Consider the following 20,413-nt stretch of genomic DNA (forward strand, 5'->3'; position numbering starts at 1 on the left):
GAAAAGGTCGGAGTACCTTGCATTTTCACAAACTTGGGAGAGAAAGCGCATGAAAGATGTACCAGCGCTGGATATAAAGGATTTACACAAAACGTTTGGTCAAAATGAAGTTTTAAAGGGAATTTCACTTTCTGCGCATAAAGGCGATGTAGTCTCGATTATCGGATCTTCTGGGTCGGGCAAAAGTACTTTCCTTAGATGTATCAACCTTTTAGAGACTCCTACCGCAGGCGAAATTTGGGTTAATGGCGAATTAATTCAAATGAAAAACAACCGCCAAGGTGTTTCTGTTCCTGCCAATGAAAAACAAGTACAGCGAATCCGTTCTCGCCTGGCGATGGTTTTCCAGGGTTTCAATCTGTGGTCTCACCTGACCGTTCTCGAAAATGTTATCGAAGCGCCTGTTCACGTCTTAGGTGTACCTAAAGCACAAGCGATTGAAAATGCAGAATTACTACTGAAAAAAGTAGGCCTGTATGAGCGTAAAGATTACTACCCAGGGCACTTATCCGGCGGACAACAACAACGTGCTGCTATTGCGCGAGCGCTAGCGGTTGATCCTGAAGTTATGCTGTTTGATGAACCAACATCGGCACTAGACCCTGAGTTAGTCGGCGAAGTGCTTGGTGTAATGCGCGATCTAGCAGAAGAGGGCAGAACCATGCTTGTGGTAACACATGAAATGGCTTTTGCTCGTGACGTATCGAACCATGTGATGTTCTTACATCAAGGTCTAGTGGAAGAACAGGGCGATCCAGCTAAACTATTTACAGAACCTGAATCTGAGCGATTACAACAATTTATCTCTTCTATCTATTAATGTTCTAAACGTTAGATGGGCTTCTAGCAATAGAGCGCAGTAGATCAGAAGAAAATAGATAGCTTCTTAAAGACAAAGCAAAGCGTTCAGACGAATCAAGATTGAAATACCGTCGCTAAGGAAAATGGCGACGGTATGAACAATAAAACACAACAAGTAAGTTAATAAGCAACAACAAACACAATATTAAAATTAGCAAAACATAAAAACCTAAATCACAGGAGTAGGGATATGAAAAAGTGGTTATTAGTCGCGGCACTTGCTGCAACTGCTGCAACGGGCGTAGCTCAAGCAAAAGAATGGAAAACAGTACGTTTCGGTATTGAAGGTGCTTACCCTCCATTTAGCTGGACAGAAGCTGACGGTTCACTAAAAGGCTTCGATGTTGATATGGCTAACGCGCTTTGTACCGAAATGCAGGTGCAGTGTAAGATCGTCGCACAAGATTGGGATGGCATTATTCCTTCTCTACTTGCTCGTAAATATGATGCGATCATCGCGGCAATGTCTATCACGGAAGAGCGTAAGAAAAAGATCGATTTCACTGGTAAATACGCACTTATCCCAAACAAGTTCATCGCTAAAAAAGGTGCAGGTCTTAACTTCGATGATCTAAGTGGTCAAAAGATTGCTGTGCAACGTGCAACAACTCACGATAAGTACCTAACAGACAACTACGGCGACACAGTAGAAATCGTTCGTTACGGTTCATTCGATGAAGCTTACCTTGATCTAGCTAACGGTCGTGTTGCTGCTGTATTGGGTGATGCATCTGCTCTAGAAGAAGGTGTACTAAACAAAGCGGGTGGTGAAGACTACGAGTTTGTTGGTCCATCATTGACAGATCCTAAATGGTTCGGCGATGGTTTTGGTATTGCTCTACGTAAGCAAGACAAAGATCTGACTAAGCAATTAGATGCGGCAATCCTTTCACTACGTGAAAAAGGCATCTACCAAGATATCGCGGCTAAATACTTCAACTACGACGTATACGGTCAGTAATATCTAGCGTCAATTCTTAAGGGAGAGGTTCTCTTCTCCCTGTCTTACCAACTTTTTCGCAGTTCTGTTGGAATTCATTATGTTTGATTTACAAGGATATGAAGCTTCGATCCTGAAAGGGGCGGTGCTTACAATCGAAGTTGCCTTGCTGTCGCTAATTTTAGCTATGGTTCTTGGTATGCTAGGTGCCTTAGCAAAACTTGCGCCTTATCGCTGGGCTCGTGCTATCGCAACCCTCTACACAACCGTTATTCGAGGCATTCCTGACCTCGTCTTGATGATGTTGATTTTCTTTGGTGGACAAATCCTTTTAAACAACAGTTTGTATTCCATCAATGAGTGGCTAAATGAATGGTTCACATCAAGTGATCCTAACCACGAATGGACCGCTTACTTACCAGATTATATTGATGTCAGCCCATTTATAGCTGGTGTCTTAACCATTGGCTTCATCTTTGGCGCTTATATGGCTGAAACTTTCCGTGGTGCAATCATGGCTGTCGACAGCGGTGAGATGGAAGCGGCAAAGGCCTACGGTATGGGGCCCGTTTTAGCGTTTCGCCGTATTTTATTACCTCAAATGATTCGTCACGCACTGCCGGGTTTTGGTAACAACTGGTTGGTTCTACTTAAGACCACCGCGTTGGTTTCGATTATCGGTCTAGAAGACATGGTACGTGTTAGCGCGTTGGCTGCAGGTTCAACCAAAATGCCATTTACCTTCTATATGACAGTGGCGATTATCTTCTTATTTTTCACCAGTGTTTCGACGGGCTTGCTTAAGTTGGTTGAACGTAAATTCAGTATCCACGCGAGGTAGTTATGGACTTTTCATTGATAATTGAAAGCCTGCCGATTTACCTTAGTGGTTTATGGACAACGGCTTGGATGGTTTGCGTCGCTTTGATCATTGGCTTATGTGTAGCCATACCATTAGCTATTGCTCGTAACAGCCCAAATATGCTGATTAACGCTCCTGCTTGGTCGTTCATCTATTTCTTCCGTGGTACGCCATTATTGGTGCAGTTGTACCTGATTTACTACGGAATGGATCAGTTCTTCCCGGTAAAAGACACACTTTGGGAAAATGCATGGTTTTGTGCTTTGGTGGCATTCATTCTTAACACATCGGCTTATACTGCTGAAATCATCCGTGGTGCGATTAACGGTTTACCAAAAGGCGAAGTTGAAGCAGCAAAAGCATATGGCATGAGCACACCGAAGACATACCGCCGTATCATTCTGCCAAGTGCATTACGCCGAGCATTACCGGCTTACAGTAATGAAGTTATCTTTATGCTTCATGGCTCAGCGGTAGCAGGTATCGTAACCATTATGGATCTAACGGGTGCTGCCCGTTTGGTTAACTCACGTTACTACGCACCATTTGAATCGTTCCTAACGGCAGGCCTGTTCTACATGGGGTTAACGTTTATCATTATTGCGATTTTCAAATTCGCAGAGAAACGTTTCCTAGCTTACCTAAGACCACTTAGTTAATTTTCTGAGAAGTTAATTCTTTGATACAAAAACGGCGCTTTCATAGCGTCGTTTTTAATAGCATTAAACAAGTCGTGTGCTTTTGAATTCCACGAACTTTCGAGAAGCTACATCCCAACGAAATAGTTACCTTGCTTCAAATTAAACTCACGCATTCATGAGATTGATTGCTTTAGGTTTGGCGATAGATAGACTCATCGAAATTTTGTTCTTTGTGTTATCGCCCTATCACTTTTAGGATGCGGAGGTGGTAGCGGCGCTGAAAGTGCCAAACTGGTTCTGGTGTTAAGTGGCTCGTTCTATGTGTTGTTTTATTAGAGCTATCTTATATTGGTCTTAGCCCTGACCTCCGTGCTAGCTGGCTGACACGATGAACTAGAATTTAAAAGGTACCTGGGTGAGGTACCTTTTTTGTTAACTAGATAATAGAAACTATTGGTTAAGCCACGGCTTCAGCTTGTTGCTCTTTCTCAATAGCAATACTTTCACGATATTCAGCAGCTTCAGCTTTCATAGTCCAGTGAACCTCATTTAAACCTTGTTGCTCTACGGCTTGCTTCACTTCCGCTACTGTAGTTCTGAAGAACTCTTTACGTGGGTTAATCTTGTTAACTGACCGCTCGTTGAATTTTCTATGGAGTTCTTTCTCAAGGGTTGGAGCGTCATCGCTGTAAATCATTGCATGGACATCAAACGAGAAAGGAACTGATGCATCACCCAACTCTTTCACGCGATCCATTGGTTCCAAACGACGAGTCATACCAATCTTAAATACTTCTTCGCCGAAGCTACCTACGTTACTGATTATGTATACGTGGCCACGGCGCGTTTGTTGCGCCATTGATAGGGCGCGTTGACCTTTCTCTTCGGCTTCTTGTAATTTGCTTTCAAGTTCTGCAAGTTGAGCCTCAAACTCAGCTTTCTGTTCTTCGCTTGCTTGGCCTAGTTCAGCTCGTGCTTTTTCTAATGCTTTTTGCAGCATCTTTTCTTCTTTCTCTGCTTCCTTACGTGCTTTTTCCATTTCACGGATAGCACGCTCTTCTTCTCGAATCTGAGCTTTAATTTCGGCTTGTTCTTCTTTTTCTATCTTTCTAAGTTCGAATGCTGCAACTGCCCATTTTAATTCAGTTAAACGAGCATCTAGGTATTCTTGGTTAATGCGAGCATTTCGGAAAGGTGCACCGTTGTGGTTTACCAGTGCAAAAGCGTCAATGATTTCTTGTTGAATCTTTCCAAAATTGTCGTGCTTTGTTTTTGACAGGGCACTGTCTACTTTTCCGTTGAATGCATCGACAGCAAAATGGATTGCATAGGTCTTGCGGTGAGCTTCTACGTAATCACATGCACCAGCATAGTTATCTTTAACCATCTTTTTTACACGCTTACGTGCAGCTTTTAGCTCTTCGCCCGCTTCTTTGAAGCTGAACTCTTCAGCAAGGTCATCGAGAACGGATTGGTTAGGGACAATGTAATCGTCTTTGTAGCCTTCTATGGTGTTTTTCATCGCCTTAATCGCTGTTTCATAAGAGTCAGCTTTTGCTTTTGCCTCGTATGCATCACCAGCAATTTCTTTTGCATTGGCTTCTGCATAACTAATGACTTTGCTTGCCTCTTCACGAGCTTCTAACTTGATCTCTTCAGCTTTCTCTTTTGAATTGGCTAGCTTTACACGGGCTTCCGCTGTAATGTTTTTTGACTCAACCTTAGCTTCATCCAAAATTTTGATTCGTTCATCATTAGCCGACATTTTAATGTTTTGAGCTTCTCGTTTAGCTTCTGACACTTTTAGAATCGCTGACTCTTCAAGCTTTTCGGCTTTTTCGATGGTTCTTGCTACTTCAGCTTTAGATCGCTTAATTTTTTCCTCGGCATCATTTAATAGTTCATTGGCATGCGCTTCCATATCTGTGATAGGAGAGTACTTTTCGTTTAGTTTTGAGTTTTCTAGTTTCTGCTTGTTGCTCTCAATTTCTATTTTCCTAAGTAAATGCTCTGTTTCTTTTAATTTTGAATTAAGATTTTGTTGTGTTTTTTTGCTTTTTGAACGAGAAATGAGAAGCAAAACTAAGGGAAGAAAAAATATTATGAGAGCTATTATTACGTTTGTATCCATTACATTTACCTAGCCAATTTTAGTTATTTTAACGTTGCGCTTTGAGCCACTTCTGCGAGTGGTTTTGCACTGTTCATACTGAATAGAGTTATGCTTACGAAAGAACTGCAAGCACAACGAATTTGTTTTTAGCTCTACGCTTCAAGTTCTCCTTCAAAGAGGTGTTCTAAATTGAAGTGATCTCGCCAGTACTTTTGTTCTTCTAAGCTCATGTTATGTTCATTTGATGAATGCTACCCAGTTTACGGGATCGTTAAGGTGTTTCTGAAAGCAAGACTTCATACCAACTAATTCTGTAAACTGAGTCATGATTAACGTTTCCTTGTCTCGGTCACTACTTTTCCAACCACTTCAATATCACCGTCTTGTGTTTCGATGGTTGTTCCATTGAACTCGACCAATAGCTTACTTAGCAACCTCTGTACTTCGTTTACAGAATGGTGGCTATTAATAGGTAACTACTCAAACGTCGACCAAATCGGAGCATGGTCAGACGGTTTTTCAATGCCACGCAGTTCGTAGTCGATGCCTGCTTCAGTACATTTATCAGCAAGTTTCTGAGTCGCCAGTACCACGTCAATGCGTAAGCCGCGGTTGTCAACGAAACCTTTCGAGCGGTAATCAAACCATGAGTATTGGTCGTTCACTTCTGGATGTAGTAAACGGAAGCTGTCCACAAAACCCCAGTCCATCAATGTTTTCAACCATTCACGCTCTTCTGGTTGGAAAGAGCACTTGCCTGTTTTCAACCAACGTTTCGCGTTAGGCTCTCCGATGCCGATGTCTGCGTCGATAGGGCTGATGTTAATGTCGCCCATTACGATCACTTGTTCATCTTTGTTGTGGTAATCGTTCAGGTACGCCATTAAGTCTTTGTAGAACTGGCGTTTGTATGGGTATTTAGTCTCGTGCTTGATATTATCCCCTTGAGGGAAGTAGCCATTAAGCACGGTAACTTTTTCACCGTTTTCGTCTTCAAACGTCGCCATGATCATGCGCTTTTGATGGTCTTCATTGTCAGTAGGAAACCCTTTCTGCACAGAGATAGGTTCTTGCTTACACAACATTGCCACACCGTAGTGTGCTTTTTGGCCGTGGAAGTAAACCTTGTAGCCCATCGCTTCAACATCAGCGAGCGGGAAGGCTTCATCGTGTACTTTTATCTCTTGAAGACCAATCACGTCAGGTTGGTGTTTGTCGATAATTGCTTGCAGTTGGTGAAGGCGGGCTCTAAGGCCATTGATGTTGAAACTAATTACTTTCATTTGTTTTTATACCTCTCGGAAACCTTTGTCACTGCTTGTTCTAAAGGTTTTTTGATTTGGTTGATTTCATGGTTCATCGTATTTAACCATGCTTAATAATTTCTGTCGCCATTTTGTAGTGACTAAATGGCGACGTAAAATTGTTTGAATACGTACATTTACGCTGAGTCTACTGAGTTTTTAGTAAGTCTAAAAAGAAGGCGTATTCAAGTGCGTCTTCCTTCAATCGTTTAAATCGACCAGAAGCGCCGCCGTGACCAGCTTCCATATCGGTTTTGAACAGCAGTACATTGTTGTCTGTTTTCATTTCACGCAGTTTCGCCACCCACTTCATTGGTTCAAAGTACTGTACTTGTGAGTCATGCAGGCCTGTTGTTACTAACATGTTCGGGTAGCTTTGAACTTTCACATTGTCATATGGCGAGTAACCTAGCATGTAATCGTAGTAGGTTTTATCGTTGGGGTTGCCCCATTCGTCATATTCGTTTGTGGTTAGAGGAATTGATTCATCAAGCATGGTTGTTACCACGTCTACAAACGGAACGTGTGCACCAATACCACGGTACAGTTCTGGTGCTTGGTTGATGATTGCGCCCATCAATAGACCGCCAGCAGAACCACCAACGGCAAATACTTTATCTTTTGCGCCGTAGCCTTCTTCAACGAGCCCTTTGGTTACATCTATAAAGTCGTTGAACGTGTTTTGTTTGGTCAGTTTTTTGCCATCTTCATACCAAGGGCGACCAAGCATTTCTGAACCGCGGATATGTGCGATTGCATAAACAAAACCTCTATCCAGTAGGCTTAGGCGAGTTGAGCTGAAGGTCGGTTCAATAGTAGATCCGTAAGATCCGTAACCATATTGGTAGATTGGATTAGTGCCGTCTTTCTTGAACAAGTCTTTGCGATAAACCAAAGAGACAGGTACTTGCTTACCATCGCGAGCCGTAACCATGATTCGCTCTGATTGATAGTTACCTGCTTCGAAATCACCCAATACTGGTGTTTGCTTCTTGATTTCGGATTCACCTGTACTTAGGTCGAAATCATAGTAAGTACCCGGTGTGGTTAAGCTGCTGTAATAGATGCGAACCTTTGAGTTATCTAATTCATAGTTACTCGTTAGGTAAGCGGCAAAGGCGGTGTCGTTGAAGTCAAGTTGGAACTCGTTACCTGTAGATAGTTGGCGAACTTTCACGGTAGACAAGCCATTCTCACGTTGCTCATAAACAAGATGGTCATTAAACAACTCGAAATCGACAAGTTGAGTATTATCATTGGCTGGGATGACATCGACCCATTTTGAACGGTCATGCATGTCTTCGGTTTTGACTTTCATTAAGCGGAAGTTGACCGCTTGGTAGTTGGTGTAGATGTAGTACCAGTCACCCAGTTTAGCGATGCTGTACTCAATGCCCGTTTCCTTTGGGTAAAAAAGTTCTGCTTTCGCGTTTGGGTTGCTGGCATCGATGACTGAAACACCGCTGGTTTCTGTGCTCGAGTGCCAAATGTATACCTGTTGGCCATCTTTACTCTTACTTAAGCCAGTGTAGTAAGCTGTGTCGGTTTCTTCGTAAATCAACTCATCGTTTGTCTGAGGTGTGCCTAAGACATGGCGGAAAACTTGGTAACCCAATAGCGTTTGTGGATCTTTCTTGATGTAATAGAAGGCTTGGTTGTCGTTTTGCCAGGCAATTGAACTCGAGGCACCTTCAATTTCATCAGTTAGATATTCACCGGTCGTGAGGTCTTTAATCTTAATGGTGTAAACACGGCGGCTCAGCGTATCTTCGCCATAGGCCAACAAGTTTTCGTTTGGACTGATCGTCAAGCCGCCAATACTGAAGAATTCATGTTCTTTTGCCAGTGCGTTAACGTCTAAGATGACTTGCTTGTCTGTGCCTGCAAAGTCTTTTGCACGCAAGTGAACTTCGTATTCGTTGTCACCCGTGACTTCATTTGAATAGAAGTAGCTGCCTTTACGAACCGGTACCGAATTGTCGTCTTTCGCGATTCGGCCTTTGATCTCATCAAATAACTGTTCTTGTAATGCATTAGTGTGTTTCAACACGGTCTCTGCGTACTGATTTTCTTGCTCAAGGTGTTGCAAGATCTCTGGATCTTGGCGTTCGTCATCGCGCATCCAGTAATAATTATCGATTCGGGTGTCACCATGAATCGTCATTGCATGAGGGACTTTCTTAGCAACGGGGGCTTTGGTTTGCTGAGCGATAAGTTGCGATTGAGAGTACTGGTTCATGGTTGGTATTCCTTGATTGCTGCATCCGGCGACAAGCGTGACCGATACGGCTAATGTGGTTAGAACGAAACGCATCTTTATATCCTTAGTGTGTACCTTACTCGTTTTAATGCCAGCATCCTTTGTTGTGAGAGTTCTGGTACGTTGGTGTTCTTCCAGTGATGTTATTTATAATTAGATTCTGGATATGCACTTTCAGCGTAAGTGTCTGTTATTGTTTTTAAAAAATCAAAGTAATGTTAAATGAAATTGGTGGTAGACACTAGGCGAGGGTAAACGGGTAATAAAAAAGGGACACACTTTTCAGCATGTCCCTCAATTTGTGTAGTCAAGATTTGCGTTTTACTTTAAATAGCCAATGGCATTTCGTTTGAATGGTCAGGTTTACGATTAACCCAACGTAAACCAAGCATGGCGATGAATGACATTGCAATCATCAAGCAACCGAGTGGCAATTGGTCTTGAGCAGGAAAGAACGATGCTAATAGTGTTGCGATGCCTGCACCTAGGTTCTGCATGCCACCGAGGATCGCGCCCCCCGTACCTGCGTGGAATGGGAATGGCGAAAGCGCTCCCGTTGTTGCTGCTGGAAATAAGATACCAGCGCCTAAGAAGTAAATGGTTGCACCGCCAATCAAAGTTAATGCTGTTGTTTGACCGAATAGACCCGGTATCAACACCACTGTTGAGCCTGCCAAGATAGCAACTAGACCAACATTCAGTACGCGGCGCTCACTACGACGTTGTGCGATGTAACTAGATAGGCCTGCACCTACTAAGTAACCGGGAATGGGTAAGACAAACAACAAGCTTACTGTAGTCGCAGGTAAGCCAAGTACGCCGCCAAGCAGCACGCCTGCCGCTGCTTCGAATACGGCTACGCCAGCAAAGGTTGCGACCAATACCAATAAGAAACCTTGGAAACGTTTGTCAGACAGAACGAATTTGTAACTGTTGGCAACCGATTCATGTTTGCGTCGTTCTTTCGGCAGCGTTTCCATCATGCTTGTCATCATGGTGATTACAACAGCGATACCAAACAGCGCAAGGAATAAGTAGCTAGAACGCCAGCCGAAAGCTTCTGTTAGGTAACCACCCAATACAGGAGCCATCAATGGTGAGAAAATGACACACATGCTTATCAAGCTGTTTGCACGGTGCAGTTCAGCGCCTTCAAAACAGTCACGAGTTAATGTACGAGACATCGCACCACCACAACCGATACCTAAACCTTGGATAAAACTACCCGCTAAAAACCATTCATATTCATGAGCGAACAATGCTACTAAAGTACCGATGATATAGATGATCAAACCGACAACGATGATCGGTTTACGACCTAGGCGATCAGAAAGCGGGCCGTAGGCAAATTGTGACAGACCGTAAGGGATTAGGTAACACGCCATCACAGCTTGAAGTGAAGACGCAGAAACCAAGAACTCACCCGCCATATGACCGATAGAAGGCACGTACATCGTTTGAGTCATTTGACCTACGGCTGTCAGAATAGCGATTAAAAAGGTAAGTTTCGCTAATGGAAATGAGGCGGACATTTGCGTATCTCTCCAAAAATTAAGACGTAAAAAATCTTAGCGCTCCATTGAGGAGAGCCAAACAAATAAAGTATTCAGGGAATCTAGGCGCGAGATATTAGAGCTTGAATAGCGACTTAGCAATCAAAAAGTGTGAAGTTGATCAAGATAAAAATCTATAACTTGGATTAGAAAAACTAATCTAAATTTATTGCGATTTAGAAATAAAAGGGGAGAGTCGGCTTCCTTGAAATATCGATGCGATGGTTATGCTTAAAGTGCTAAGTCAATAGTCACATAACCCATGGTTGTATGAGCATATTATTTGAAGTCGCATAAACAAAAGACAAATGACACGGCTTATTAACATTTATATAAACTTTCGTTTTATATGGGGGCAATTTGTGCTGTAATTATCCGCTAAGCTATTCGTCAAACTTATTTACATTGTGTTATTCAATTCATATCAATGTGGTAGTTACGGTTATGGAAGTCTTTTGGCTTAAATAAGGATATTAAATGCGCTCACTATCAGTACAGTGGAAAATCACCCTGCTTGCAGGCTGCTGTCTAATCATTACTTCACTGTCTCTTATTGGTTTCTCGATCTACAACGCGACGAGTAATCAACAAGTCATAAAATCTCAAAGTTCAGAATCGGTTATTAATAAAACCCAGCAGTTGTTAGCGTCTGTTTCTCAGTTGAATGCTCAAGAAACCCAACGCTATGTAGACGAAGCTGTTTATCGCGCAGAGATGTTAGCGGCCAGTGCTCAGTTTCTAAAAAACAATGCAGACGAAAACTTTACGCCAAGTGAAGAGCTTCGTACCGCATTAGATGAAATGGTTCGTCGCTCAGTTTTGAATTTTGATTCTATTCAAGGGGCGTATTTAGTCTTCCAGCCTGATTTACTTGATGGTGAAGATGCTAATTATGTCGATGCTGACTATGTTGGATCCAATGAAAAAGGTCGTTTTGCTCCTTATTGGAAGGTGGCAGATAATGGCGAAAATGTTCTAGCGAACGTTCTGTCAGAACCTATCTTGAGCGATGATAGCAATAGCGAACGCTTTTATTGTCCTTTGTCTTCAGGGCAAACGTGTATTAGTACCCCACGAGTCGTGAATAGTGGTGGAACTGCATTACTTACCTCTTCAATTTCGGTACCTATCTTAGTTGACGACGTTGCTATTGGTTTTTTGGGTATTGACCTAAGGCTAGATGGCTTGACCAATGTTGTAACTCAATCTGATCAAAGCTTGTTTGACGGTGTAGGTGCCGTGTATGTGGTTAGCTTAGACGGATCGGTTATTGCTTCAGATGACTCAAGTATTGCGGTTGGTTCAAGCTTCCAAAGTGACAATACAAACAGCGATTTGATGACCGACTTTATCTTTGGTGGTGAAGTGACGACCCAGTGGAGTGAGAATGGTGAGTGGTTACTCGCATTTGCTCCTGTTACCGCGGCAAACCAAACTTGGGGCGTGCTGTTTGAGATCCCGCGTGAGAGTGTGATTGCCGATGCTAACCGATTGGATTCAATCATTAGTACTAAAGTAAGCGAAGGTATCCAAACGGAAGTCATTGCTGGCGTCATCTTTATTCTTTTTGGTTTAGCTATTATCGCGTTTGCTTCATTGTCTATTGTTAAGCCTATCCGACAGGTAGTCGAAAGGCTCAATGATATTGCTTCTGGTGAGGGGGACCTTACTCAGCGTTTAGAAGTGAAGTCTCAAGACGAAATAGGTCAGTTATCGCAAGGGTTTAACCTATTCTTAGACAAGCTTCAGCACACGATTAAAGAAGTGATTCAAACCACTGAACAAGTAGCGAGTACAACCAGTCAAGCTAAGGCATCGGCTTCAAGCACTCGAGAAAGCAGTGAGTCTCAATTTAAAGAAGTCGATCTTGTGGCAACAGCCGCAGAAGAGATGACTCAGACTGCCGGCTTAGTGGTACAAAATGCAGAAGTTGCAGTTGATGCTGCTTGTGAAGCGAACCGTTCTGCTCGACAAGGGCAACAAGTCATCGAACTCTCAGCTGGAGAAATGAGAAAGCTGGTGGAACGTATGTCGAGCGCTGTTCCTATTGTTGAAGAGTTAGCTAAAAATAACGGTAACATCACCGAAATCTTAAGTGTTATTGAAGGGATCTCTGAGCAAACCAACTTACTAGCATTGAATGCGGCGATTGAAGCGGCGAGGGCGGGTGAGCAAGGGCGAGGTTTTGCTGTTGTAGCTGATGAGGTAAGAAACTTAGCAAGTCGTACGCAATCATCGGTTGGTGAAATCAGAGCGGTGATCGACAAGGTTCATGCTGGAACTCAAGATGTTGTCGAAGCGATACAAGAAGGTAATATCTTAGCCAACGATACTGCGTTACATGTTCAAAATGCAGTTGAAGATCTTGGTTCGATTTTTACTTCAATTGAAGAGATCAGCGATATGAATAGCCAGATCGTGAGAGCAGCTGAAGAGCAGCAATCGGTTTCCGGTGAAGTGAATCAAAGTGTGGTTAACATTCGCGACTTAAGTGCGAAGATTTTGGAACAAGCTGCAGCTTCTGAGCAAGTGGGCAGCGAAATCGAGCAACTGTCTCAACAGCAACAGAAATTGGTGAATCAGTTCAAGGTCTAGTAGTTCAAGGCCTAGATGGTCACGGTTTAGCTATTTAAGTTTAGTTAACGGTTGAATCGAAAAAGGGACAAATGAAGATTTCATTTGTCCCTTTTCTGTTTTTCTAAGGTTATTAGGTTGTTTGGCTATTAGATTCTAGGGTTCGATGATATCCCCCGAAAACCGATTAACCAAGTTAGTCTTCGATAAACCAGTAACCTTTGTTTACCAATTCAGTCACGACAGTGACACCTGAAGGAGTAAGATTTGTTGCTGAGTTAATCAACGTGTCATCACACAGTACGTTAAGTAGCGATGAATCAGCCTGTTCAACTTTAACGACTTCACCATTGATGTAAGCCGTGTTGCTTTCATTCTCATGATATAGCGCTTTTAAGCCCGATACTCGACAGATCTCGCCTTCTGACTCTAAGTGCTGAGCGATCTCTTCTTCTGTCCATAATGGCTCAGGAGCGACGATATCAAGCTGGTGGCGTGATTGGCTTAGTAAACATCCCATGAATTCGCTGATGGTTTCAGGTTGCTCTAATGCAGATTTCAACATGTCAGTTAGATTGCTTAAATCCGATGAACGAATCTTGCCGTAACCATCTTGCGTTTTGAACTCTGGATCGTGCAGATGAACGTCACCCATATCATGAGCAAGTACAAAGTCGGCGAAGTTGCTGATCAGCTCTTGCTCTTTAGGAGAGCGGTAGCCAATGGAGTAGCTCATTGACGGTTCTAAGGTGTTGCCTTCATGTGGGAAGCCCGGTGGGATATAGAGAATATCGCCTGGCTCTAAGGTTTCATCAATGATTGGCTCAAAGCCTTCTATTTGACGAAGTGCAGAAGCTTGGACTGTCTCTTTGTATTGGCCAACATCTTTCGCGCCAACCTTCCATTGTCGTTTACCTTGACCTTGAATGATGAATACATCGTATTGATCAATATGTGGGCCTACGCCACCTTCTGGTGCTGAGTAGCAGATCATTAGATCGTCGAATAACCAGTTTGGTAACGTTTGGAACGCTTCAGTTAGCTGATTTGCACCTTGGTGCCAGTGGTTCGCCGCTTGAACGATCAATTGCCAATGTGTTTCAGTTAGCTCGCCAAATTTCTCTTCGGAGAATGGACCATGTTCTGCAGTCCATTGGTTGTCGAGGTTAGAGACAAAGCGAGAATCCACTTCTTCTTCCATCGATAAACCAGCAAGTTCTTCCGGCGAAATTGGGTCGACGAAGTTTTGGAAGCCACCTTTTAAGATGGTTGGTTTTTTATGCCAGTAGTTTTCAAGAAACTCGGGCATAGAAAAGCTAAGTTGGTACATGTGAATCCTGTATGTTTTTATGCTAGATGCTAGATGCTAGTTTGGCTTGTAAATCTTGTTGGACAATCTTAATTGCTTCTAACGCTACTTTTGGGTCGATTTCGTTGCTTTCGAGTAGATAGATCAGGTCGACAGCTAACTTAACTTCTTCTGGCGCATTATCCAGTGGTGATGATGGGTTATCAGTGTTCATTTCGCTTAGGGTTCTCTAAGTTAATCAGTCTCTCAATATTTTTCATTGAGTCTTCACAGCGTTCTAATCGTTCTTTTGCTAATTGCCAAGCCTCATCCGCTTTTTTCTTACTGTGGCGAGGCGCAGAATCAAACGCTAACTTTCGTACTCGTACTAAATCGATTAATCGCTTTTGCCAATCTTGGTGCTGAGCGAGTTCGTTGTATAGGTCGTTAAGGCTTTTTTCTGACTTACTTTTTCTATCTAGGCGTAAATCATGGTTGGCAAGCTCTCTTTGGATTGCCGCTATCTGGTTAGTTAGTTTTTCCGTCAGGTAGTTGGCCCGAGATGCTGTGAGTTGATTTGTCGCTTGTTCGCGCAATACGGTGTGATAAGTGGTCTGAGCTTCGAGCGCATAAGGAAGCAAAATAAATGCCCTAGACTTGAATAGAGTCCGGTCGAACAAGGCTTGATGATAAGCGCCGCGTGCTTTATCAACCTGAGAGCAATGACCAACCAAGGTATCAATGACGCTTTTTAGCTTTGAAAATTGATTCATTTCGCTTCCCATTGGCTGGTGGCTATAAGTTTACAAACCACGCTTCGTAGGCCAGTTTAATCGCAAGGACACTTACAACCGTCACAAAGACAGGTCGTATAAATGTAGCACCAAAGCGAATAGCAGAATGTGCTCCAACAAATGCACCAGCCATCAAACAAAGCCCCATGGTTAAACCTAGAACCCAATCAATATGACCAAGAATCGCAAAGGTCACCAAAGACGTAAAGTTACTGGTAAAGTTCATGGCTTTAGATAGACCAGAAGCAAGCAAGATATTGAGACGATAAAGTGCCATAGAGCTTACCGTCCAAAACGCGCCGGTTCCTGGACCGGCAACACCATCATAAAAGCCAAGAATAAAGCCTTGATATTTTTGTTTTCTCTTAAGTACCGGGCATGGTTTAGGAGACACATCATGGCTCACGTCTGGAGTCTTATGAAAAATGGTATAGACAGCAGCGGCAAGAATAACTAATGGCAATACCTTCTCTAACCACTCTGTGCTGATGGCATCAACAGTCAGGGTGCCGATTGTTGCACCTATTAATGTCGATATGAATGCATTGGTCCAACATTCAGGTTTGAACAGTTTCTTACGATAGTAAGTAAAAGCGGCAGTTGATGAGGCAAACGTTGCGGCCAGCTTATTAGTTCCGAGTGCAATGTGTGGCGGTAAACCAAGCGATAGCAAAGCTGGGACGGTTAACATCCCTCCGCCACCGGCGACAGCATCAATAAAGCCTGCTGCAAATGCAACCAAGGCAAGTATGACCAACATGGTTGGCTCAATCATTTCCATAAATAGCAAGTGTTCTCGTTGTCGGCTGTTAGGGCAGCCACATGAAGAATCGATGGATTAGTCATGTTGTGAATGCAAGGGCCTAGCGATGACAGGCCCATAACTACCTTGAGGGCAGTAAAATTAGTATTTTATTGTTCTTTTAAAAGGTGGTAGCGAATCGAGTAGGGATTTCCCGTATCGCTTCGTGACTATGCGTCTATCAAGGATCGTGACTCTACCAGAATCTCGTTCTTTACGCAGCAATCTACCCACAGATTGAATAAGCTTTTTACTCGCTTCTGGAACAGTAATCTGCATAAAAGGATTACCGCCGCGTGATTCAATATATTCTGAATGTGCTCGCTCTACAGGAGAGGTAGGAACACCAAAAGGAATCTTGGTAATAACGAGGTTTTCAAGAAGCTCACCAGGCAGATCAAGACCTTCAGAGAAGCTACCCGTTCCAAAAAGGACGCTGGTTTTACCCTGGTCTATCAGCTTTTTATGTTTTTTTAGGATTTCGGTTCGTGAAGTATCACCTTGAACCTGCAATGCCCACGACTTTTTAACGAAATCTGTTGCTAAAGCTTCTGCAACTTGATTCATTTGCCAGTAAGAAGAGAATAAAACGAGATTGGCTTTGTTGTCTTCTATTACCTTAGGCAATATTTCGATAAGATATTCAGTAAACTGAGGTGCTTGTGGTTCGTACTTCATTGCTGGAACAATCAGCTCAGCTTGGTTCTGATAATCAAACGGCGATGCCAAAGCCAGAAATTGTACTCCATTTTCGGCTTTTTGACTGATACCAGCTTGATGACAGAAAAAGTTGAAGGAGTTGAGTGCTCTCATTGTCGCTGAAACTAACACAGCTCCAACACAACGGCTCCAGATCTGCTGATCCAGTTGCCAACCCACTTCCAATGGCGAAACATTTACAACAAAATCGCCTTCACTTTCTTTATTCAGTTCAAGCCAACGCGCCAAAGGTGCACCTTTTTCTCTCTTAGGTTCAGCCATTAAGCGCCAAACCTGAGCAAGGTTTTCTGTCCTTTGTATATAGAAGCCAATTTCGGCGAGCGCAGGCTCTGCAAGTTTGGCAGAAAGCTCTCCGTCTTTAACTCGCTCTGCAATCAGGTCGGCAATTTTTGCAACGGCTTGACTCACTTTTTGTGTGAGTTGCTTGAGATCTTTAGATTCATTCTCTAGCCACTCAGGCAAGTCGCCATGTTCGAAGCGATACAAACCATCTTCAAAGTGGCTAGCGTCAAACTGTTTGCTCATTTGAGTAAGAGTAGGGATCAGTTGTTGCACTGAGTCTTGCAACTCATTTCTAAATCGATGAACGCGCTTTTCGTCTGCCAACCCCGAAAGCTTAGTGATCGATTGATTCAAACGTTCTAACCAAGAGGCGGCACCTTTTAAGCTTGCGGCAGCAGAGGAATGATCTCTGGCTACATGCGGTAAGTGGTGAGCCTCATCGAATATATAGATGCTATTTTCTGGCTCGGGCAGTATCACGCCGCCACCAAGGTCTGCATCAGCCATCACTAAACTGTGATTGGCGATAATCACGTCTGCTTTATCTAGCTCTGAGCGAGCTTTTTGGAAAGGGCAGTCTCTATGCGTAGGCATACTGTTATTACAGCTATGCTTATCACTGACAATCATCTGCCAAATCATATTGTCGATTGGTTTAGGCCATGAGTCACGGTCGCCATCCCACTTACCTTGAGCCAAACTACGATACATGGTCTGAAGTTGTTCAATGTCTTTCTTCTTTGGCTTAGATTCGAACATAGCCATTTGTCCACCATCAACACCACAAGCCGCTGCTAATTTCTCTGAGCAACAATAGCGCTGTCTACCTTTCGCTAATATAAAAGAGAACTCTCTGTCGGTAAGTCTTCTATATAGAGGGAGATCTTTATTGATGAGCTGTTCTTGTAGCGCGACGGTTGCGGTCGAAATGATGATTTTTCGATTATTTAAAACCGCAACGGGAATAGTTGCCATTAAATAAGCTAGAGATTTTCCGATCCCTGTCCCCGCTTCAGCAACAATTATGCGATTACTTTTGTGGTATTGACCACAAAGTGTTTTCGCGATCTCGGCAACTAGATAGTTTTGTGCACGTCGAGGTACAAAGTTATCCAACTGATCTTGGAGGTTTTGATAACTGGTGCGAATAGAATTTTGAATTTTAGTAGTTAGCATACTGTGACCTACGTAACGGAGCGAGGATAGTAGCACATATCACTAGTCGGTACATTTACGGCAAAATAGCTTGCTTTTGAATCAAAGGTAGATCTCGTTCACAAAAAAAAACTGAACCATCAGGAACTTAACGATTTTATTTATCTTGTGAAATATACATATCAAAAAAGACTGACCTACAGGTGTTAAATTCTATTTTAAGGTTGCCTTTAGTGTTTTTATTGGTTTTATATTCTGTTTTGGTGTTTTTTATAGTTATTATATTTCCTGATAAAACTAAGGATAAGCTGCTCGTAAAATGATGAAAAAAAATGTAAGTGTTTGATTTTGAATTGTTTGTGTTTTTTTTAGGTGTATTTTTAGTTTATTTGACACGCAGGATAATCTTTTGCAATCTAGACCTCGAAATTTAGTGACGGTGATTAACCAACAAAGAGTGGTAATGACCAGTCATAAAAATAAAAGGGAACCGGGCAAGGATCTCCCATTCTTAGAAAAGGCAGTGGATTTATTATGAAAAAGACTCTATTAGCGCTAGCAGTAATGACTGCAGCAGGTTCAGCAAACGCAGCTATCGAAATTTACAACCAAGATGGCGTATCTGTTGATCTTAAAGGCGACATTGAAGTTGTTTACAGCAACGAATTCGAAAAAGGTTCTTCGATGGAACAAAAAATCGAAGATGCGGACTTCGGCTTCGATGTAAAATATATGGTGAACGATGAGTGGAAAGTTGGCGCTTACTGGGAATTTAACGGTTCTACTAACGCAAACGCTGAAAACACTAAAAACGGCGATACATACGTAGCGGCATACCACAATACTTTTGGTTCAATCAAGTTTGGTCGCCTATGTACTGCTGTTGATGATCTAGGTATCGGTAGCGATGAAGCATTTGGTATTTCTACGCTTCTAGACAACGAAACTAAAGAATGTGCTGACGAAGCTGTTCGTTACGATTTCGATAATGGTGATCTTTACGCTACGCTAGGTTACGTTCAAGATAAAGTTGACGGTTCTAATAACGCAGAAGCTGAAGGTTCTAACGTAGAATATATTGATGCTCGTATCGGCTACCGTTTGACTGATTTCGATATCTCAGCATTTGTGGCTAACCTTAACGCTGAGGGCGCAGACGCTGATCACCAAGGTTACGGTGCTGAGCTAGTATACTCTGGTATTGAAAACGTATACCTATCTACAGCATATTACGGTGTAGCTTCTGACGCTGACAACGATGACAATTCTGTGATTGCATTTGCTGCTGGTTACACTATGGGTCTTTGGGGTTTCAACGCTGGTTACTCAATTGGTGACCACGACGTAGACGTTAAAGACGAAGACCGTTGGTTTGTTAACTCAACTTACGCAATCGCACCAAACACTAAAGTATATGCAGAAGTGGGTGGTATCGATTCAGACAACACTGATTACAAAACAGACTCTGGTCTAGCTATTGGTGTTGAAGCATCATTCTAATTGACATCTTAGTCGATTCTTAGTAAAAGCCACCTTAGGGTGGCTTTTTTGTTAGAATAAATAACAGTTTATTAGATTTTAAAGGGAGATGCGGTGATGAAAGTATGGTTAGTTTTGGGCTTATTTACTACGCTTGTAGGCAGTGTAAGTGCTGCGACTTTAACTCCGCAGAAAGGGGTGTCAATTTTATTCATTAATGGACAACAAGCTGAAAGCAAAATCAGTGAGAATCAAATCAATGAGGGTTTTAACCAAGTCGTTGTTCGTTTTGATAAAAAGTTTGGTAATAGTGGAGTCTACTCTTCGGCACCTTATATATTGAGCTTTGATGTTACTGGTGATGGAGTGAAAATTAAGTCCCCAAAAGCACGTAGTTATATTGAAGCAGAGAAGGTCTTCGAAAGTGGAACTCCTTCATGGAATGTTATGCAAGATGAAGTGGCAATCAAATATCAACAGGATATCATTGAGCGTAAACCTGGTTTTGTACCTTTTGGCGGGCTAGACTCCCGGTTGGTTGAGTATAATGAAAGTAATGCGATCTACTTCAAGGATGGTGTGTTGCTTGATAAACCGGCCGACGCCGTGGTTTTAGTTCCTGTGGCAACAAGAATGGTTGTAGAAAATGAAGCTAAAGCTCAAACGAAAACTGCGTCAACAGAAGCTCAAAGTGTCGAGCAATTGAAAGCTTGGTATCTAAAATCTTCTAAAAAAGAGCGCAAAGAATTCCGTAAATGGATGATTGACCAAGAGTAATCATCCTT

General features: G+C 42.7%; 16 protein-coding genes. 7 read left to right on the top strand and 9 right to left on the bottom strand.

Annotated elements, in window-relative coordinates; all coding sequences use genetic code 11:
• The first annotated feature begins 49 nt into the window (after nt 1-49).
• The 4 genes from BCU75_RS00710 (at nt 50) to BCU75_RS00725 (ending at nt 3,322) form a co-directional block, all read left to right on the top strand.
• Entirely contained in the window at nt 50-820 is a 771-nt protein-coding gene (locus BCU75_RS00710) for an ABC transporter ATP-binding protein (RefSeq protein WP_004736532.1), read from the top strand.
• 231 nt (nt 821-1,051) lie between these two features.
• Entirely contained in the window at nt 1,052-1,822 is a 771-nt protein-coding gene (locus tag BCU75_RS00715; protein WP_017078148.1) for an ABC transporter substrate-binding protein, read from the top strand.
• A gap of 79 nt (nt 1,823-1,901) precedes the next feature.
• Nucleotides 1,902-2,642, top strand: a complete 741-nt coding sequence (locus tag BCU75_RS00720; protein WP_012603591.1) for an ABC transporter permease — start codon at nt 1,902-1,904, stop codon at nt 2,640-2,642.
• Between the two features lie 2 nt (nt 2,643-2,644).
• Entirely contained in the window at nt 2,645-3,322 is a 678-nt protein-coding gene (locus BCU75_RS00725; RefSeq protein ID WP_004736535.1) for an ABC transporter permease, read from the top strand.
• Between the two features lie 439 nt (nt 3,323-3,761).
• On the opposite strand, the gene BCU75_RS00730 is transcribed toward BCU75_RS00725, so the two are convergent.
• From BCU75_RS00730 to emrD, 4 genes are all read right to left on the bottom strand, one after another.
• Nucleotides 3,762-5,225 (bottom strand): DUF4041 domain-containing protein, encoded by a 1,464-nt coding sequence (locus tag BCU75_RS00730; protein WP_241905336.1) that lies wholly within the window; start codon nt 5,223-5,225, stop codon nt 3,762-3,764.
• Between the two features lie 668 nt (nt 5,226-5,893).
• On the bottom strand, nt 5,894-6,700 hold the full coding sequence (gene xthA / locus BCU75_RS00740) for an exodeoxyribonuclease III (protein ID WP_102472670.1): 807 nt from the start codon (nt 6,698-6,700) through the stop codon (nt 5,894-5,896).
• A gap of 169 nt (nt 6,701-6,869) precedes the next feature.
• Nucleotides 6,870-9,035 carry a S9 family peptidase gene (locus tag BCU75_RS00745; RefSeq protein ID WP_102472671.1) on the bottom strand — a complete coding sequence of 722 codons (2,166 nt, stop codon included), beginning with the start codon at nt 9,033-9,035 and terminating at the stop codon, nt 6,870-6,872.
• 272 nt (nt 9,036-9,307) lie between these two features.
• Nucleotides 9,308-10,513, bottom strand: a complete 1,206-nt coding sequence (gene emrD, locus BCU75_RS00750) for a multidrug efflux MFS transporter EmrD (RefSeq protein ID WP_102472672.1) — start codon at nt 10,511-10,513, stop codon at nt 9,308-9,310.
• 498 nt (nt 10,514-11,011) lie between these two features.
• Here emrD and BCU75_RS00755 point away from each other — a divergent pair, with 498 nt between their 5' ends.
• Complete coding sequence (locus BCU75_RS00755) at nt 11,012-13,129, top strand: methyl-accepting chemotaxis protein (protein ID WP_102472673.1); 2,118 nt, start codon at nt 11,012-11,014, stop codon at nt 13,127-13,129.
• A 175-nt stretch (nt 13,130-13,304) separates the two neighbouring features.
• On the opposite strand, the gene BCU75_RS00760 is transcribed toward BCU75_RS00755, so the two are convergent.
• The 5 genes from BCU75_RS00760 to dinG form a co-directional block, all read right to left on the bottom strand.
• Nucleotides 13,305-14,438, bottom strand: a complete 1,134-nt coding sequence (locus BCU75_RS00760) for a cupin domain-containing protein (RefSeq protein ID WP_102472674.1) — start codon at nt 14,436-14,438, stop codon at nt 13,305-13,307.
• Nucleotides 14,439-14,460: 22 nt separating this feature from the next.
• The gene (gene rsmS, locus BCU75_RS00765) at nt 14,461-14,631 is read right to left on the bottom strand and encodes a pleiotropic regulatory protein RsmS (protein WP_009846328.1); all 171 of its coding nucleotides are present in this window, start codon (nt 14,629-14,631) and stop codon (nt 14,461-14,463) included.
• Nucleotides 14,621-15,169 (bottom strand): primosomal replication protein, encoded by a 549-nt coding sequence (locus tag BCU75_RS00770; RefSeq protein WP_076679027.1) that lies wholly within the window; start codon nt 15,167-15,169, stop codon nt 14,621-14,623. The genes rsmS and BCU75_RS00770 overlap by 11 nt, the downstream gene beginning before the upstream one ends.
• Before the next feature lie 22 nt (nt 15,170-15,191).
• Nucleotides 15,192-15,971 (bottom strand): sulfite exporter TauE/SafE family protein, encoded by a 780-nt coding sequence (locus BCU75_RS00775; protein WP_076679026.1) that lies wholly within the window; start codon nt 15,969-15,971, stop codon nt 15,192-15,194.
• Nucleotides 15,972-16,094: 123 nt separating this feature from the next.
• On the bottom strand, nt 16,095-18,170 hold the full coding sequence (gene dinG, locus BCU75_RS00780; RefSeq protein WP_102472675.1) for an ATP-dependent DNA helicase DinG: 2,076 nt from the start codon (nt 18,168-18,170) through the stop codon (nt 16,095-16,097).
• Nucleotides 18,171-18,683: 513 nt separating this feature from the next.
• On the opposite strand from dinG, the gene BCU75_RS00785 reads away from it, so the two are divergent.
• Both BCU75_RS00785 and BCU75_RS00790 read left to right on the top strand, forming a co-directional pair.
• The gene (locus BCU75_RS00785; RefSeq protein WP_076679024.1) at nt 18,684-19,649 is read left to right on the top strand and encodes a porin; all 966 of its coding nucleotides are present in this window, start codon (nt 18,684-18,686) and stop codon (nt 19,647-19,649) included.
• 93 nt (nt 19,650-19,742) lie between these two features.
• A complete protein-coding gene (locus BCU75_RS00790) occupies nt 19,743-20,405 on the top strand; it encodes a DUF2057 domain-containing protein (protein ID WP_198593382.1) in 663 nt (220 codons plus the stop codon).
• Nucleotides 20,406-20,413 lie beyond the last annotated feature (8 nt).

Origin of the sequence: Vibrio splendidus, assembly GCF_002873455.1 — a bacterium.
GTDB classification, from domain to species: domain Bacteria; phylum Pseudomonadota; class Gammaproteobacteria; order Enterobacterales; family Vibrionaceae; genus Vibrio; species Vibrio splendidus_J.